Here is a 16,633-nt window from a genome sequence, read left to right as displayed (position 1 = left end):
ATCCCGCGCTGGCTGTCGAGGAAACGATTGAAGCCGCGCGCGAGGTCGCCCAACTCATCGGCGCGACTGGAATCTAACCGGTGGGTCAAATCTCCCCCACCGCTACCGATTGCTACCAACGCAGCTGTTACCTGGCGAATCGGCCGCACCAGACCTTGCGCCAGCCACACCACCAACGCGAGGCACACCAGTGCCACGGCCAGACCAATGCCGCCGCTCATCCACATCGCTTTACGGGCTTCGGCGTAGATCTGCGACTGCGGCACTTCGGCCACCAGAGTCCAGCCCAAATCGCGCAATGGCAGGCTGAAGGCGAGGAAGTCTTCGCCATCCCTCTGGAAGCTGCTGCTGATCGCCGTTTTCTGGCCCATGACGGACTGCGCCGCATTGGCGCCAATCTGCTCGCTCAAGGTGCGTTTACCGCTGAACTGCGCCTCCGGGTGCACTTGAATCAAACCGTCGGAACGCACGAGATAGACCTTGCCACGCTCACCAAAGCTGAAGTTGTGAATCAGTTCCGACAGCTCTTTCATGCTCAGTCCGAGCCCGGCCACACCGACCACTTTGCCGGCCTGCTCGACCTTCAGATCGATGAACAGCGCCAGTTCTCCGGTCGCCCCGTCATTGTCGATATTCAGAGTGCGCGGCTGATTGCTGTCGAGGAAGGAATAGAACCACGCGTCGGCCGGTTTGGTGCGACTGAGGGTGCGGTCCAGGCCTTTTTCGGTGATGTAATGATTGGATTCGGTGCCGATTATCAAAGCGGTGAAGGCTTTATGTTCGGCGCGGATGCCTTCCAGATACTGCGCGAAGCCAGCCGTTTTGCTGCTGTCTTCGCCCGAGGCGAGCCAGTCGCGGACCATCGTATTACTGGCGATATCTTTGGCCGCTGTCAGCGGTTGCACGAGGATCCGTTCGATATCGTTGCGTGTCGCTTCGATGCTCGACGGCAGGGCTTGTTCGACCAGATAGCTCTGGGCGAGGCGGTTGACCACCAGGGTATAAATGCCAACCACGATCAGGATGCTGACCAGCAGGGCGGTGCCCATGCTGAGAATCAGCTGCCATTGAATACTGCGTCGCCACAACTGCATGGAGCACCCCCAAAGAATAAGTGGCCGAAACAATGCAACAGCCGTGCCGATTGTATACAACCCGATCGACAATCTATTCTTTGGTTGTGCGCAACCCGATCAGCCCTGATTGATGGTCTTGGCGATGGTGTCGACCGTGGCGCTGACTTGCTCTTGGTAACGGTCGAGTTCTTCCTGGTGCTGCTTCTTCATTTCAATCTGCTGCGAGCACAGATTCATCGCCGCCAGAACCAGCAAGCGGTCACCGATCAATGTCGGGTATTTGCGCTTGGTGTCATCCAGCGCTGCCTTGAGCATCAGGGCTGCGTCCAGCAGGGTCTGTTCTTCCCCGGCCGGTGCCTTGATCGAATAGTCCTCCCCGAGAATGGAGACGACTTTTACCCCTGCTGTGTGGTGGTTCATGCGCTGACCGGACCTGCGTTGACGCGATCAACCAGTGCTTGAATGCGGGCGGCGGTGGCGCCGTGCTTTTCTTCCTGTTCCATCAGGTTCAGTTGCAGGCTTTCGTTTTCATCCTTGGCCTGGGCCAGTTCCGTGGACAGGGTCTGGTTGGTTTGCGCGAGGGTCTGGTTCTGTTGCACCAGGTCGCTGACGAGCTGTTCCAATTGGCTGAGGGATGCTTCCAACATTTTGATCTTCCAAGCGTTTTTCAAAGGGCGCGTACGATAAAGAAAAGTCACCACGGATGCCAGGGTTAAACCGGCGCAAGGCCTTGATTTTCCTGGTGGCGGACCGTTCCTGCGAGTTTTAAAGACTGTGATCTGCCGATCTGGTTCCTGCACTTCGTCGCCCAAGCCCTTCTGCGACAAATACGCACAGTGCCTCAAGACTTTAGTCGTATGACCGATAAGTCATCCATACAGCAGTCTCAGCCCGCATGGAAGCGGCCCTCTCTTGGTATCCGCCCATGTCCCTCCGCAATATGAATATCGCCCCACGGGCGTTTACCGGTTTCGCCCTGATCGGCGGCCTGATGCTGATTCTCGGCGTGTTTGCGCTTAATCAGATGAGTAAAATCCGCGCAGCAGGCGAAGATATCGCCACGGCCAGTGTGCCTTCCATCAAGGCCCTCGACGAGTTCACCCAACTGACCCTGCGCCTGCGGGTGCTGTCGTACCGGTTGCTGATCAACCGCGAACCCGATGTGCAGCAAAAAACCATCGAGTTGTTCGATATGCGTAACCGCCAGATCACCGAGGCGCAGCGTGCCTATGAGCCCCTGATTTCCAGCCCAGACGAACGTACGGCGTACGATCAGTACGTGCAACTGCTGGCGCAGTACCGTCAGCTCGAAGAACGCATGAAAACCCTGTCGCGCAACAATCAGGTCGACGAGTTGCGGCAAATGCTCAACAGCGATCTGCTGAACAACTCTGAAGCGGTAAACACCGCCCTCGCGCGCTTGCTGGAGATAAACACCCAGCAAATCGCCGACACCGATCAAGGCGCCAAAGATCAGTATTCGATGTCGTTCGATCTGGTGGTCACCTTGCTGGTGATCGCCAGCGGCTTGACCCTGCTGTTCGCCTGGCTGCTGACCGTGAGCATCACCAAGCCCATTTCCAAAGCACTGGACGCTGCGGAAACCATCGCCGAAGGCAATCTGACCCAGCCGATCCACGTTGACGGTGAAGACGAGGCCGGTCGCCTGCTCGCAGCCATGGCGAAGATGCAATCGAAGCTGCGTGACACCCTGCAGCGCATTTCCGGCTCGGCCACACAGTTGGCTTCGGCAGCGGAAGAGCTGAACAGCGTCACCGACGAAAGCGCGCGCGGCCTGACTCAGCAGAACAACGAAATCGAACAGGCGGCCACGGCAGTCAACGAGATGACCAGTGCTGTGGAAGAGGTCGCACGCAACGCGGTGAGCACTTCGGAAGCGTCGAAAAACGCCACCACCTCGGCCGGCGACGGTCGTGATCTGGTCCAGGAAACCGTCAGCGCCATCGAACGCATGAGCGCCGATGTACAGAGCACCGCCAGCCTGATCGGCGATCTGGCCAATGAATCCCGCGACATCGGCAAAGTGCTGGATGTGATTCGTGGTCTGGCCGATCAGACCAACCTGCTGGCACTGAACGCAGCGATTGAAGCGGCGCGGGCCGGTGAAGCCGGTCGTGGTTTTGCTGTGGTGGCGGATGAAGTACGAGCACTGGCGCACCGCACGCAGCAGTCGACCAGCGAAATCGAGCGGATGATCGGCAGCATTCAGAGCGGTACCGAACACGCCGTGGATTCGATGCGCAACAGCACCGAACGTGCCGAGTCGACCCTGAACATCGCCCGTGGTGCGGGTATGTCGCTGGACACCATCAACACCGCCATCGTCGAGATCAACGAGCGCAACCTGGTGATCGCCAGCGCCGCCGAAGAACAGGCGCAGGTGGCGCGGGAAGTGGATCGCAATCTGGTGAACATCCGTGATCTGTCGGTGCAATCGGCGACTGGCGCGAATCAGACCAGTGCGGCGAGCAATGAGCTGTCGCGTCTGGCGCTGGACCTGAACAACATGGTTGGACGGTTCAGCCTCTAAGATCAAAGGCTACCCCCTCACCCCAACCCTCTCCCCCAAGGGGGCGAGGGGGAAGGGAGCAGATCTTCGTGTTTTTCAAAACCTGAGTTCGACTCAGGCTTTTCAGGTCGATGTACCTTGCACAAACACCTCGATCAGTTCCCTCTCACCCCGGGAGAGGGTTAGGGTGAGGGCAGCAATCGCCCGCCGAACACAAAACCTGATGCTCCGCTGAAAAAGCTTTTTGACAGCATCACATTTCAACAGGTTAGAATCGCTGGCACGCAGACTGCATGGTCAGTTTGTGCCCGTCTTTACGCTTCTGGAGTACTGCCTTTGAATGCGACGACCATCAACAGCCTGTTCTTGATCGGCGCGTTGCTGGTAGGCGCAAGCATTCTCGTCAGTTCTCTTTCTTCCCGTCTCGGCATCCCGATTCTGGTCATCATCCTCGCTGTCGGCATGGCCGCCGGGGTCGATGGCGGCGGCATTATTTTCGATAACTACCCGACGGCCTATCTGGTCGGCAACCTCGCACTCGCAGTGATTCTCCTCGACGGTGGCTTGCGCACACGGGTATCCAGTTTCCGCGTGGCGCTATGGCCAGCGCTATCGTTGGCCACGGTCGGGGTGTTGATCACCACCGGGCTGACCGGCATGGCCGCCGCCTGGCTGTTCGACCTCAATCTGATTCAAGGCTTGTTGATCGGTGCCATCGTTGGCTCGACCGACGCCGCGGCGGTGTTCTCGCTGCTCGGCGGCAAAGGCCTGAACGAACGGGTCACCGCCAGCCTGGAAATCGAATCCGGCAGCAACGACCCGATGGCGGTGTTTCTCACCGTGACCCTGATCGACATGCTCGCCAGCGGCCAGACCGGCCTGCACTGGAGTCTCCTGACCCACCTGATCCGCGAGTTCGGCATCGGCGGCGTGATCGGTCTCGGCGGCGGCTGGCTGATGTTGCAACTGGTCAACCGGATCAATCTGGCGGCCGGCCTGTATCCGATTCTGGTGATTGCCGGCGGTCTGGTGGTATTCGCCCTGACCAACGCCCTGCATGGCAGCGGCTTCCTCGCCGTTTATCTGTGCGGGCTGGTCATCGGCAACCGTCCGGTACGCAGCCGTCACGGCATTCTGCACATGCTCGACGGCATGGCGTGGCTGGCGCAGATCGGCATGTTCCTCGTGCTGGGATTGCTGGTCACGCCGCATGATTTGCTACCAATCGCCCTGCCCGCTCTCGGTCTGGCGCTGTGGATGATTCTGTTCGCGCGGCCACTGTCGGTGATGGTCGGCCTGCTGCCGTTCAAGGCGTTCCACGGGCGCGAAAAAGCTTTTATTTCCTGGGTTGGCCTGCGCGGTGCGGTACCGATCATTCTTGCGGTGTTCCCGCTGATGGCCGGGCTGCCGAATGCGCAGCTGTACTTCAACCTCGCGTTCTTTATCGTGCTGGTGTCGCTGCTGGTGCAGGGCACGAGCCTGCCGTGGGTCGCCAAACTGCTGAAAGTAACGGTGCCGCCAGAGCCCGCGCCGATTTCCCGGGCGGCACTGGAAGTCCACGTCACCAGCGAGTGGGAGCTGTTCGTTTACAAGCTCGGCGCGGAGAAGTGGTGCATCGGTTCGCCCCTGCGTGAACTGAAAATGCCCGAAGGCACACGTATCGCGGCACTGTTTCGTGGCCAGCAACTGCTCCATCCGTCGGGTAGTACGGTGCTGGAAGTCGATGATTTGCTGTGCGTTATCGGCCATGAACACAACCTCGGCGCCCTCGGAAAACTGTTCAGCCAGGCACCGCAACGCGGCCTCGATCTGCGCTTCTTCGGTGATTTCGTGCTTGAAGGAGACGCCCAGCTTAAAGCGGTTGCAGCGCTCTATGGCCTACCCGCCGACGGTATTGATCCGGACATGACCCTGGGCGCCTTCATTGCTCAGAAAGTCGGCGGTGCGCCCATCGTCGGTGACCAGGTGGAGTGGAACAACACCCACTGGACGGTTGCGGTCATGGACGGGAACAAGATCGGCAAAGTGGGCGTCAGATTCCCCGAAGGAAGTCGCCCGGGCCCCGGGCTCTTCCTCTAAACTGCGTCCACTCTCACTTGCTTGACCGGTCTCTATGCCTACCCTGCGCTCCTTTTTCGCCGCGGCCCTGCTGGGCCTGAGTCTTACTGTCGGCCCGCTATATGCCGCCGAACCACCGTCCAGCGACGCCGTGCAGGCCAGCCTCGACAAGCTCGCCGACAGCAAACTGCCGGATGCCGATAAGAAGACCCTGCAGACCGTCCTGCAGAACACGCTCAATCAGCTGAACAATCAGCGTGATTACGAGCAAAAGCTGATCGATCTCAAGCAGCAATTGGCGACCGCGCCCAAGCAGACCATTGAAAGCACCCGCGAACTGACGCGCCTCAAGGCTACGGCCGTGGTGCCGGTGGCACAGCGTTTTCCCAAAGAGTCGATCCAACAGCTGGAGCAGATCCTCACCGATCGCTCGACCCAGCAAAGTGATCTGCAAAAAGCGCTGGCCGAAGCCAACAGTCTGATCATCACCGCGCAGACTCGCCCCGAACGTGCTCAGGCAGAGATTTCCGCCAGCCAGACGCGCATCCAGCAGATCAACAACACCCTCAAGTCCGGCAAGGACGCGGGCAAAACCGTCACCGCCGAGCAGCGCGATCAGTTGAACGCCGAATTGGCGGCGCTGAATGCGCTGATCCCGTTGCGCCGTCAGGAGCTGGCCGGCAACAGCCAATTGCAAGACTTGGGCAATGCCCAGCATGACTTGCTCTCGGAGAAGTCCGATCGCCTCGACCGCGAGATTCAGGAACTGCAAACCCTGATCAACCAGAAGCGTCTGGCGCAGTCGCAGGAAACCGTTACCCAGCAGTCGATCGAAGCGCAGAAGGCCGGTAGCAGCAGTCTGCTGGCCATCGAAAGCACGGCCAACCTCAAGCTCTCCGACTACCTGCTGAAAAGCACTGACCGCCTCAACGAAGTCACCCAGCAGAACCTGCAGACCAAACAGCAACTCGACAGCCTGACCCAAAGCGATTCAGCGCTGGACGAGCAGATCAGCGTGCTCAAGGGCAGCCTGCTGCTGTCGAAGATTCTCTATAAACAGAAACAAGCCCTGCCGCGGCTCAAGGTCGACCGCGACCTGGCCGATCAGATCGCCGACATTCGCTTGTGGCAATTCGACGTCAGCCAGCAGCGTGAGCAACTGAGCAATCCGGCCGCCTATGTCGACAACCTGCTATCCACGCAGCCGCCGGAGCAGGTCACCCCGCAATTGCGCAAAAACCTGCTGGATCTGGCCAACACCCGCGCCGACCTCCTAGAGCGACTGAATCGCGAACTGAGCGCCATGCTCAACGAGTCGATCACCCTGCAACTCAATCAGAAACAACTGCTGAGCACCGCGCAGGGGCTGCGTGCGACGCTCGATGAGCAGATGTTCTGGATTCCAAGCAACAAGCCGCTGGATCTGGAATGGATGCGCGCGGTGCCGGAGCGCCTGAAACGCCAGGTCGACACCCTGCCGTGGGCCTCGAGTCTGAGCGAACTGACCGACGGCCTGACCCAGCGTCCGTTGCTGTTCCTGCCGCTGGCGCTGCTGATCGGTGCACTGCTGTGGCGGCGCAAGAATCTGTACGCGCGGCTGAACAAGGTTCACCAGGACATCGGTCACTTCAAACGTGACAGCCAGTGGCACACGCCGCAGGCGATCCTGATCAATATTCTGTTGGCGATGCCGGTCGCGTTGGGCTTGGCCTTGTGTGGTCTGGCGTTGCAGATTGACGCTCGCGGGCAGAACGCCAACATGGGCGCGGCTTTGCTGCAAATGGGTCAGGCGTGGCTGGTGTTCTACACCGCTTACCGGATTCTCGCGCCGGGGGGCGTAGCGGAATTGCACTTCCGATGGGAAAAGCCTCAGGTCGAATTCCTGCAAGGCTGGATTCGTCGACTGGGTCTGGTGGTCATGGCGCTGGTGACCATTGTTGCCGTCGCCGAATTGCAACCGGCGGCCCTGGCCGATGATGTGCTCGGCATGCCGGTGGTGTTGACCTGCTACGCCCTGATGGCATGGCTGCTCAGCCGTTTGCTGATCAGCAGCCCGGCCCACGAGAACACTTCGCTGTTCCGCAAAGCCGTCGGCGTGATGTTCACCCTGCTGCCGATCGCGTTGTTCGTGGCGGTGTGCTTCGGCTACTACTACACCGCGCTGAAACTCAGCGACCGACTGATCAACACCCTGTACCTGCTGATGTTCTGGCTGGTGATCGAAGCCACGTTCGTCCGTGGTCTGAGCGTTGCCGCACGGCGTCTGGCCTATCAGCGTGCCTTGGCCAAACGTCAGGCAGCGAAAGAAGCCGGCGATGGCGAAGCGGTGATCGAAGAGCCGACGCTGGACATCGAAAAGGTCAATGAACAGTCCCTGCGCCTGATCCGCCTGGCCCTGCTCGGCGGCTTCATCGCGGCGCTGTACTGGGTCTGGTCGGACCTGATTTCGGTGTTCTCGTACCTCGACAACATCACCCTCTACGAATACACCAGCGGCACCGGCGCCAACATGAGCATGGTGCCGATCAGCATCGGCGACATGCTCGGCGCGCTGATCATCATCGGCATCACCTTTGCCCTCGCGCGCAACTTGCCCGGCTTGCTCGAAGTGTTTGTGCTGTCCAAGCTCAATCTGGCTCAGGGCAGTGCCTACGCGACCACCACGTTGTTGTCGTACGTGATCGCTGGCGTCGGCTTCGTCTCGACCCTGTCGACCCTCGGCGTGAGTTGGGACAAGTTGCAATGGCTGGTGGCGGCGCTGTCGGTCGGCCTCGGTTTCGGCATGCAGGAGATCTTCGCCAACTTCATCTCCGGCATCATGATCCTCTTCGAACGCCCGGTACGGATCGGTGACACCATCACCATCGGCAACCTGTCGGGCACGGTGAGCAAGATCCGCATCCGCGCCACGACCATCACCGACTTCGACCGCAAGGACATCATTGTCCCGAACAAGACGTTCATCACCGGGCAACTGATCAACTGGTCGCTGACCGACACCATCACCCGCGTCACGCTGAAACTCGGCGTCGATTACGGCTCCGATCTGGATCTGGTCAAGGAACTGCTGCTCAAGGCTGCCCGCGAGAACCCGCGCGTGCTCAAGGAACCCGAGCCGCACGTGTACTTCCTCAACTTCGGCGAAAGCACCCTCGACCACGAGTTGCGCATGCACGTGCGCGACCTCGGCGACCGCAACCCGGTGCTCGATGAGGTCAACCGCTTCATCAACCGCGAGTTCAAGAAGCAGCACATCAACATCTCGTTCCGCCAGATGGAGGTCTACCTGAAGAACCTTCACGGTCAGGAATACAAGATGGTGCCGATCGAGCCGGAAACCAAAACCATCGTGCCGATCGCCGACGATCAGAAACCGCTGCAAGAGCCGCCGCCGGCCAAACTCGACTAACCGGTCTAATCCCAGCAGAATGCTCGGACATTCTGCTGGAGCCGGCCCTTGAAAGCCCTCGACGAACTGACCTTCGATAATCGCTTCGCCCGCCTGGGCGATGCGTTCTCTGCTCACGTGCTGCCCGAGCCGATCGACAATCCGCGTCTGGTCGTCGCCAGCCCGGCGGCCCTGGCCTTGCTCGATCTCGACCCGGCGACCGCTGAAACCCAGGAATTCGCCGAACTGTTCGGCGGCCACAAGCTGTGGGCCGATGCCGAACCGCGGGCGATGGTCTATTCCGGGCATCAGTTCGGCGGCTACACGCCGCAACTGGGCGATGGTCGCGGCCTGCTGCTGGGTGAGGTGTACAACGCGGCCGGCGAGCACTGGGACTTGCACCTCAAGGGTGCCGGGCAAACGCCGTTTTCGCGCATGGGTGATGGTCGTGCGGTGTTGCGTTCGTCGATCCGCGAGTTCCTTGCTTCCGAGGCGCTATACGCGCTGAACATCCCCTCGTCGCGCGCGGCGTGCGTGATCGGTTCCGACACCCCGGTCTGGCGCGAAAAGCAGGAACGCGCGGCGATGGTGCTGCGTCTGGCGCCGAGCCACATCCGCTTTGGCCACTTCGAATATTTTTACTACACCAAGCGTCCAGAACAGCAGAAGCAACTCGGCGAGCACGTGCTGGCGATGCATTTCCCTGAGTGCCTGGAGCAACCGGAACCGTATCTGGCGATGTTCCGCGAGATCGTCGAGCGCAACGCCGAACTGATTGCCAAATGGCAGGCCTACGGTTTCTGCCACGGCGTAATGAACACCGACAACATGTCGATCCTCGGCATCACCTTCGACTTCGGCCCGTTCGCCTTCCTCGATGACTTCGACGCGAACTTCATCTGCAACCATTCGGATGATCAGGGGCGTTACTCGTTCAGCAATCAGGTGCCGGTCGGCCAGTGGAACCTCAGTGCACTGGCTCAGGCGTTGACGCCGTTCATCAGCGTCGAAGCCCTGCGCGAAACCCTCGGCTTGTACCTGCCGCTGTTTCAGGCGCACTACCTCGACCTGATGCGCCGCCGCTTCGGCTTCACCACGGCCGAGGACGATGACCAGAAGCTGCTGGAAGACCTGTTGCAACTGATGCAGAACAGCGGCGTCGATTACACGCTGTTCTTCCGCCGACTCGGTGAAGAATCAGCCGAACAGGCCGTCGCCCGTTTGCGCGACGATTTCGTCGACATCAAGGGCTTTGATGCCTGGGGCGAACGCTACGTCGCCCGGGTTGCCCGCGATGGCGACGCCGATCAGGTAAAGCGCCGCACCCGCATGCACGCGGTCAATCCGCTGTACATCCTGCGCAATTACCTGGCGCAAAAAGCCATCGACGCGGCTGAGCAAGGGGATTACTCAGAAGTACGCCGGCTGCACGCGGTGCTGAGCAAACCGTTTGAAGAGCAGGCGGGAATGGAGGCTTATGCCGAGCGGCCACCGGAGTGGGGCAAGCATTTGGAGATCAGTTGTTCTTCCTGAGTGCCAGCGCCTCATCTTGATAAACAGTTCTTACGGCTCCAGATAAGTCGTACGAAACGCTGAACGCCAACGAGCCGAATATGACTGACCCACTCCTCATCCCCTGCCCCTCCTGCAACGGCCTCAACCGCATCCCCGCCGAGCGCCTTGCGGACCAGCCCAAGTGCGGACGCTGCAAATCCGCCGTGTTGCTGAGCAATCCGTTCGAACTCAAGCAAGGCGATTACGCCAGTCAGATCAAGGGTGATCTGCCGTTGCTGGTGGATGTCTGGGCGGAGTGGTGCGGGCCGTGCAAGTCGTTTGCGCCGGTGTTCGAGCAGGCGGCGGCGCAACTCGCGGGCAAGTGTCGCTTGGCCAAGCTTGATAGCGAAGCGAATCAGCAGTTGTCGGCGCAGTTGGGGATTCGCTCGATTCCGAGTTTGATTCTGTTCAAGAACGGCCGGGAAGTGGCACGGCAGAGTGGTGCGTTTCCGCTGCCGCAATTGATGGCGTGGCTGCGTAGCCAGGGTATCTGACACCACACAAATCCAATTGTGGGAGCGAGCCTGCTCGCGAAGGCGTCCGGTCAGTCAACACAGATGTTGAATGTACTGCCCTCTTCGCGAGCAGGCTCGCTCCCACAGGTAGGTTGGGTGCAATCCGGGAGATCAGTGATCCTCGAGCAGATTGTGCAGTTCGACGAACTGCTGGGTCAGCTTGTGTCGCGGGTCGAGGTGGATCAGCGGCATGCTGGCCTGGTGCGATTCGCGCATGCGCACCGAACTGGTCAGGTACACCGGCAATACCGGCAAACCTTCGGCAATCAACTCGTCAAGGATCTGCTGCGGCAGGCTCGCCCGGGCCTGAAACTGATTGACCACGATGCCTTCGACTTCCAGACCTTCGTTATGGTCGTCCTTCAGCTCTTCGATTTCCGCAATCAGGCCGTACAGGGCCTGACGGGAAAAGCTGTCGCAATCAAAAGGAATCAGCACACGATCAGCGGCAATCAGCGCCGATACCGCATAGAAATTCAACGCTGGCGGCGTGTCGAGGTAAATCCGGTCGTAATCCTCGGACAGCTCATCGAGCAACTTACGCAGCTTGTTGATCTTGTGCTTGGCCTCGAGCTTGGGCTGCAAGTCGGCCAGCTCGGCGGTCGCGGTGATGATGTGCAGGTTGTCGAACGGGGTTTCGTAGATATCGGCCTGATTCTTCTTCGAGAACGGCCCCGAGGACAGCGTCTGCTTGAAGAAGTCGGCAATTCCCATCGGGATGTCGTTGCCGGTGAGCCCGGTCAGATACTGAGTGGAGTTGGCCTGGGCATCGAGGTCCACCAACAGTGTGCGATAACCCTCGCTGGCACTGACCGCCGCCAGATTGCAGGCAATACTGGATTTGCCTACGCCACCTTTCTGATTGAACACCACGCGCCGCATGACAAAACCTCCGTGTATCAAAGAATGACCGAGTGTAGATGCGCGCGCGCTCGCTTCGCTACCTTCATGGACATGGACTACAGAGTCAGGTGCAAATATCTGCGGACAGACAGTGCGATAACCACCACTGATCGGCGAGAAACCCGACAGACAAGCCGCTGGCGATCTGGATAATGGCCAAATGACAGTTTTCTTGCGAACCACTCGGTACATTTCATTGCACAAAATGTAACCAGCATTTGCTACACACTCGTCGCACCGGGATAATGCGCGCCACCCGGCGCCAAGCGCCACGTCAAGTCTGCTGCGGCTTTGGCCACTAAACGCGTCAACGAAAGCCCGCAGGGGCGGGATGAATGTCCGTGATCAACTTCAACATCGCCCAATGGCGCGCGTGGGCCCCTGGCCTCGACAGCGTGGACGCCTGGCAGGCCTGGAGCCGACAACCGGTCGTGCTTCAGAGCAGTGATGCCGCGCCCGATGTGTCGTTTTTGCCGGCCATGCAGCGCCGCCGCCTCAGTCGACTGGCGCGCATGGCGTTCAGCGTGGGCTGGCCCCTGGCCGACGGACGGGACAATCTGCCGTTGGTGTTTGTCTCGCGACACGGCGAAACCCCACGTACTTACGAGATTCTCAGCGATCTGGCGAACGAGCAGCCGTTGTCGCCGACCCAGTTCAGCCTCTCGGTGCACAACGCGATCATCGGCCTGTGGTCGATCATGCGCGGCGAGACCAGCGAAATGACTGCCCTCGCCGCTGCCGGCGACGGTCTCGAACACGGCATGCTCGAAGCCGCGGCACTGCTCGATGAAGGCGCACCGGCGGTGCTGCTGATCATTACCGAAGAACAACCGCCCGAAGCGTATTCAGCGTGGATCGACGATGTGCCGTTTCCCTACGCAGTCGGTCTTTTGCTGACCCCCGGTACCGACTGGCGGCTGACCCTGAACAGCACCACAGAAACACGGTCAAAAGCGCACTGGCCTCACGCGCTGAATCTGCTGCGAACCTTGCTCGGCCAGCAACCCCATTGCCAACATGCCTGGAAAAATCGTGTATGGACCTGGCAACGCAACCCGTGACCGAAAAAAACCGCGATGCCTATTACTGGCGCCTGCTGGCCACCGCCGCAAGCTTCGCCCTGTTCGGGCTTGGCGGACTGTGCCTGCGCGTGCTGGTGTTTCCGCTGCTGGCCTGCCTGCCTGGTGATGCCGTTACGCACCGCCGGCGTGCGCGACAGACCGTCAGCCGCCTGTTCTGGTTTTTCGTGCGGTTCATGGCCCGCACCGGCGTACTGACCTATGACATTCAGGGCGCCGAACGTCTCGGTCGCCCCGGACAAATGATCATCGCCAACCACCCGTCGCTGATCGACGTTGTGTTCCTCATCGGCCTGGTGCGGCAGGCCAATTGCGTGGTGAAGAAAACCCTGTGGGAAAACCCCTTCACCCGCGGGCCATTACGCAGCACCGAATACATCAGCAATGACGGCAGCATGGACATGCTTGATGCCGCTGCCGAGTCCCTGCAAAACGGCCAGACCCTGATCATTTTTCCCGAAGGCACCCGCACTCAGCCAGGGCAGGCGCCGGCCTTTCATCGGGGTGCCGCAGCGATAGCCCTGCGCGGTGCGAAAATCCTCACGCCGGTCATCATCAAGGTCAGCCCGACCACGCTGACCAAAGCCGAACCCTGGTATCGGATCCCCAGTCGCCGCGTGCACTTCAGTTTTCGCGTCGGGGCCGATATAGACCCACAGACCTTTGCCGCGCAGGGGCCAGCCCCGCAAGCCTCGCGCAAGCTCAACGATTATTTGCACACCTACTTTATTAAGGAGCTCGCCGAAGATGAGCGATCTGAACACCCCTAGCCTGGTGCGTGACATCAAACTGCTGATCATCGACGCCCTCGGCCTCGAAGACATCTGCGCCGACGACATCGGCGACGAGCAGACCCTGTTCGGCGAAGGCCTCGGCCTGGATTCCGTCGACGCGCTGGAACTGGGTCTGGCGATCCAGAAAAAGTACGGCATCAAAATCGACGCCGACGCCAAAGACACCCGCAACCATTTCACCAACGTGGCCAGCCTTGCGGCTTTCGTCACGGCAAAACAGGCAGCTTGAGACCGGACCATGCAAACTCGTGACGACATTTTCAACACCCTGCGCGATGCCTTGGTCGAGCTGTTCGAACTGGATCCGGCCCGTGTGAGCCTGGACTCCAACCTGTATCAGGATCTGGAAATCGACAGCATCGATGCGGTCGATCTGATCGATCACATCAAGCGCCAGACCGGCAAGAAAATCGCCGCTGAAGAATTCAAGTCGGTGCGCACCGTTGGCGACGTGGTCGAGGCGGTCTACCGTCTGGTTCAACCGGCCGCATGAGCCGACTGATCGGCCTCGGCCTGCTGCTGGCCGGTCTGCTGTACCCCTTTGCGGTGTATTTCGGCATGGAGCACTTTGCCCCGTGGCAGTTCGGCCTGTTGCTCGGCAGCTTGTGGCTGGCGCGGGCACTGACTGGCGAACGCAAGCCCGGCAGTCTGTGGATGGCCTGTGTGGCGATCACCTTTTGCCTGTTGCTCGCACTGTTCGACAGTCCGCTGTTGCTGCGCTGGTATCCGGTGCTGATCAGCGGCTTCATGCTGGTGCTGTTCAGCCTGAGCCTGAAATACGGTCCGCCGATGGTCGAGCGCCTGGCGCGCTTGCGCGAGCCAGAACTACCGGACATCGCGATCCGCTATACGCGCAAGGTCACGGTGGCCTGGAGCGTGTTTTTCTTCTGCAACGGTTTGTGCGCCGCCCTCCTGACCCTGTGGGCGCCGCTGAATTGGTGGATGTTGTACACCGGCCTGATCTCCTATGGATTGATCGGCCTGATGTTTGCCATTGAATGGCTGATACGACAACGGGTAAGAGGCCGTACATGAACTGGATAAAACTTGAGCAGCTGTTGCTCAAGGCTGGGCCGGCACGGGCAATCAGCCACGCACCGGCACTCGATCACGCGCAACTCTGCGAACAGGCATTGAGCGTTGCCGCCGGTCTGCAAGCGCAAGGCGTGAAGCGCCTGGCTGTGCATCTGGAAGATGCCGCCGAACTGGCCATCGCCTTGCTGGGCGCATGGCGCGCTGGCGTCAGCGTTCTGCTGCCTGCGGATCTGCAGCCACAAACCCGCCAGCGCTGGTCCGCTGAAGTCGATCTGTGGCTGACGGATCAAGCCGATGACGCGCAACTGAACGACTTTCAGCAGCCACCGCTGCCCGGCGCCGAACTGGACCTCGACCAGTGCCGTCTGAGCCTGTGCACGTCCGGTTCCAGCGGCGAACCCAAGCGCATCGACAAGACCCTGCGCCAACTGGCCAACGAAGTCGAAGCGCTGGAGCAGTTGTGGGGCGCGGACCTCGGCGAGGCCTGCATCATCGGCAGCGTCGCCACCCAGCATATCTACGGTTTGCTCTTTCGCGTGCTGTGGCCGCTGTGCGCCGGGCGCCCGTTCGTGCGCAAGCAACTGGCGTTTCCCGAGGACTTGCAGCGTGCCAGCCGAGAACATCAGGCCTTTGCCTGGGTCGCCAGCCCGGCGCTGCTCAAGCGCATGGGCGACAACCTCGACTGGCCAGCCCTGAGCGCCGTGCGTCGGGTGTTTTCCTCCGGTGGCGCGTTGCCGCTTGAAGCCGCGCAGAGCCTGCAGCAACGCTTGCAGCAATGGCCGACGGAAATCCTCGGCAGCTCGGAAACCGGTGGCATTGCCTGGCGTCAGGGCGAACAACTGTGGCAACCGTTTGCCGGTGTTGAATTGAGCCAGGACAGCGAAGGCGCCCTGCTGATCGCCTCTCCTTACCTGCCTGCCGGGCACATCGAGCACACCGCTGATGCCGCGCGTATCGCTGCCGATGGCCGCTTCGAACTGCTCGGACGGCTGGACCGGATCGTCAAACTCGAAGAAAAACGCATCTCGCTGCCCATGCTCGAACAAGCCTTGGTCGCCCACGCTTGGGTCGCTGAAGCGCGCTTGGGCGTGGTCCAGGAAAATCGCGCCTCTCTCGGCGCTCTGCTGGTGCTCAGCGAGTCAGGTCTGTTTGCCTTGCGTGAACATGGTCGCCGCAGTCTGACCGAAACCCTGCGCCAGCATTTGCGCCAGCACTGTGAAGCGCTGGCGCTGCCCCGGCGCTGGCGGCTGGTGCGGCAATTGCCGTTGAACAGCCAGGGCAAGCTGCCGCAGGCCGATGTCGAAGCCTTGCTGATTGCCCCGCGAGCGAAAGCGCCGCAAGTGCTGTCGCAGCTCGAGACCGAGGGTGAATGGAGTCTGCAACTGAGCGTGCCGCCGGATCTGGCTTATTTCAGTGGTCACTTTCCCAAAGCACCCGTATTGCCCGGTGTGGTGCAGGTGGAATGGGCGCTGAACCTTGGGCGGCAGTTGCTGAATCTGACCGGCACGTTTGCCGGGATGGAAGTGCTGAAGTTCCAGCAGCTGGTTCGGCCCGGTGATGAAATCCAGTTGCACCTGCGTTTCGACCCGGAGCGGCGCAAGTTGTATTTTGCCTATCGCAATGACACGGCGACCTGCTCCAGTGGGCGGATTCTTTTGGGTGTTGATCATGATTGACCTTGGTGAGTGCTGCGCACTCAAT

At 60.4% G+C, this 16,633-nt stretch carries 14 protein-coding genes and 2 pseudogenes; 12 read left to right on the top strand and 4 right to left on the bottom strand.

What is annotated here, in order from left to right; all coding sequences use genetic code 11:
- Nucleotides 1-23 precede the first annotated feature (23 nt).
- The 3 genes and pseudogenes from QOM10_RS31215 to QOM10_RS02220 form a co-directional block, all read right to left on the bottom strand.
- Nucleotides 24-1,049 (bottom strand): annotated as a pseudogene (locus QOM10_RS31215) (cache domain-containing protein); the annotation flags it as partial.
- Nucleotides 1,050-1,193: 144 nt separating this feature from the next.
- Complete coding sequence (locus QOM10_RS02225) at nt 1,194-1,496, bottom strand: cell division protein ZapA (RefSeq protein ID WP_127925557.1); 303 nt, start codon at nt 1,494-1,496, stop codon at nt 1,194-1,196.
- The gene (locus QOM10_RS02220; RefSeq protein ID WP_007909525.1) at nt 1,493-1,723 is read right to left on the bottom strand and encodes a hypothetical protein; all 231 of its coding nucleotides are present in this window, start codon (nt 1,721-1,723) and stop codon (nt 1,493-1,495) included. The genes QOM10_RS02225 and QOM10_RS02220 overlap by 4 nt, the downstream gene beginning before the upstream one ends.
- Before the next feature lie 248 nt (nt 1,724-1,971).
- On the opposite strand from QOM10_RS02220, the pseudogene QOM10_RS31210 reads away from it, so the two are divergent.
- From QOM10_RS31210 to trxC, 6 genes and pseudogenes are all read left to right on the top strand, one after another.
- A pseudogene (locus QOM10_RS31210) lies at nt 1,972-2,724 on the top strand (MCP four helix bundle domain-containing protein); the annotation flags it as partial.
- Nucleotides 2,725-2,754: 30 nt separating this feature from the next.
- Complete coding sequence (locus QOM10_RS31205; protein ID WP_371042268.1) at nt 2,755-3,627, top strand: methyl-accepting chemotaxis protein; 873 nt, start codon at nt 2,755-2,757, stop codon at nt 3,625-3,627.
- Nucleotides 3,628-3,942: 315 nt separating this feature from the next.
- Nucleotides 3,943-5,685 carry a potassium/proton antiporter gene (locus QOM10_RS02210; RefSeq protein WP_137218538.1) on the top strand — a complete coding sequence of 581 codons (1,743 nt, stop codon included), beginning with the start codon at nt 3,943-3,945 and terminating at the stop codon, nt 5,683-5,685.
- Nucleotides 5,686-5,719: 34 nt separating this feature from the next.
- Nucleotides 5,720-9,073, top strand: a complete 3,354-nt coding sequence (mscK, locus tag QOM10_RS02205) for a mechanosensitive channel MscK (RefSeq protein WP_127925555.1) — start codon at nt 5,720-5,722, stop codon at nt 9,071-9,073.
- Nucleotides 9,074-9,121: 48 nt separating this feature from the next.
- Nucleotides 9,122-10,585, top strand: coding sequence for a protein adenylyltransferase SelO (gene selO / locus QOM10_RS02200; protein WP_127925554.1), 1,464 nt, complete (start codon nt 9,122-9,124; stop codon nt 10,583-10,585).
- 80 nt (nt 10,586-10,665) lie between these two features.
- Nucleotides 10,666-11,100: a thioredoxin TrxC gene (gene trxC, locus QOM10_RS02195; protein WP_316917507.1), complete on the top strand. Its 435-nt coding sequence runs from the start codon at nt 10,666-10,668 to the stop codon at nt 11,098-11,100.
- A gap of 132 nt (nt 11,101-11,232) precedes the next feature.
- Here trxC and QOM10_RS02190 read toward each other — a convergent pair whose 3' ends face one another.
- On the bottom strand, nt 11,233-12,003 hold the full coding sequence (locus tag QOM10_RS02190) for a ParA family protein (RefSeq protein WP_038360142.1): 771 nt from the start codon (nt 12,001-12,003) through the stop codon (nt 11,233-11,235).
- 356 nt (nt 12,004-12,359) lie between these two features.
- Here QOM10_RS02190 and QOM10_RS02185 point away from each other — a divergent pair, with 356 nt between their 5' ends.
- From QOM10_RS02185 to QOM10_RS02160, 6 genes are read left to right on the top strand one after another with little or no spacing between them, the layout of a single operon-like run.
- Nucleotides 12,360-13,085 (top strand): beta-ketoacyl synthase chain length factor, encoded by a 726-nt coding sequence (locus QOM10_RS02185; RefSeq protein ID WP_127925552.1) that lies wholly within the window; start codon nt 12,360-12,362, stop codon nt 13,083-13,085.
- Nucleotides 13,061-13,873, top strand: coding sequence for a lysophospholipid acyltransferase family protein (locus QOM10_RS02180; RefSeq protein ID WP_127925551.1), 813 nt, complete (start codon nt 13,061-13,063; stop codon nt 13,871-13,873). The genes QOM10_RS02185 and QOM10_RS02180 overlap by 25 nt, the downstream gene beginning before the upstream one ends.
- Entirely contained in the window at nt 13,851-14,126 is a 276-nt protein-coding gene (locus QOM10_RS02175) for a phosphopantetheine-binding protein (RefSeq protein ID WP_150750127.1), read from the top strand. Before QOM10_RS02180 ends, QOM10_RS02175 begins: the two co-directional genes overlap by 23 nt.
- A gap of 9 nt (nt 14,127-14,135) precedes the next feature.
- Nucleotides 14,136-14,390 (top strand): acyl carrier protein, encoded by a 255-nt coding sequence (locus QOM10_RS02170; RefSeq protein WP_064388843.1) that lies wholly within the window; start codon nt 14,136-14,138, stop codon nt 14,388-14,390.
- Nucleotides 14,387-14,932, top strand: a complete 546-nt coding sequence (locus tag QOM10_RS02165; protein ID WP_134175904.1) for a hypothetical protein — start codon at nt 14,387-14,389, stop codon at nt 14,930-14,932. The genes QOM10_RS02170 and QOM10_RS02165 overlap by 4 nt, the downstream gene beginning before the upstream one ends.
- Nucleotides 14,929-16,608, top strand: a complete 1,680-nt coding sequence (locus tag QOM10_RS02160; RefSeq protein WP_316917506.1) for an AMP-binding protein — start codon at nt 14,929-14,931, stop codon at nt 16,606-16,608. The genes QOM10_RS02165 and QOM10_RS02160 overlap by 4 nt, the downstream gene beginning before the upstream one ends.
- The last annotated feature ends 25 nt before the right edge of the window (nt 16,609-16,633 follow it).

Source organism: Pseudomonas sp. P108 (assembly GCF_032613195.1).
Taxonomy (GTDB): Bacteria; Pseudomonadota; Gammaproteobacteria; order Pseudomonadales; family Pseudomonadaceae; genus Aquipseudomonas.
This window is presented reverse-complemented; position numbering and strand designations above follow the sequence as displayed.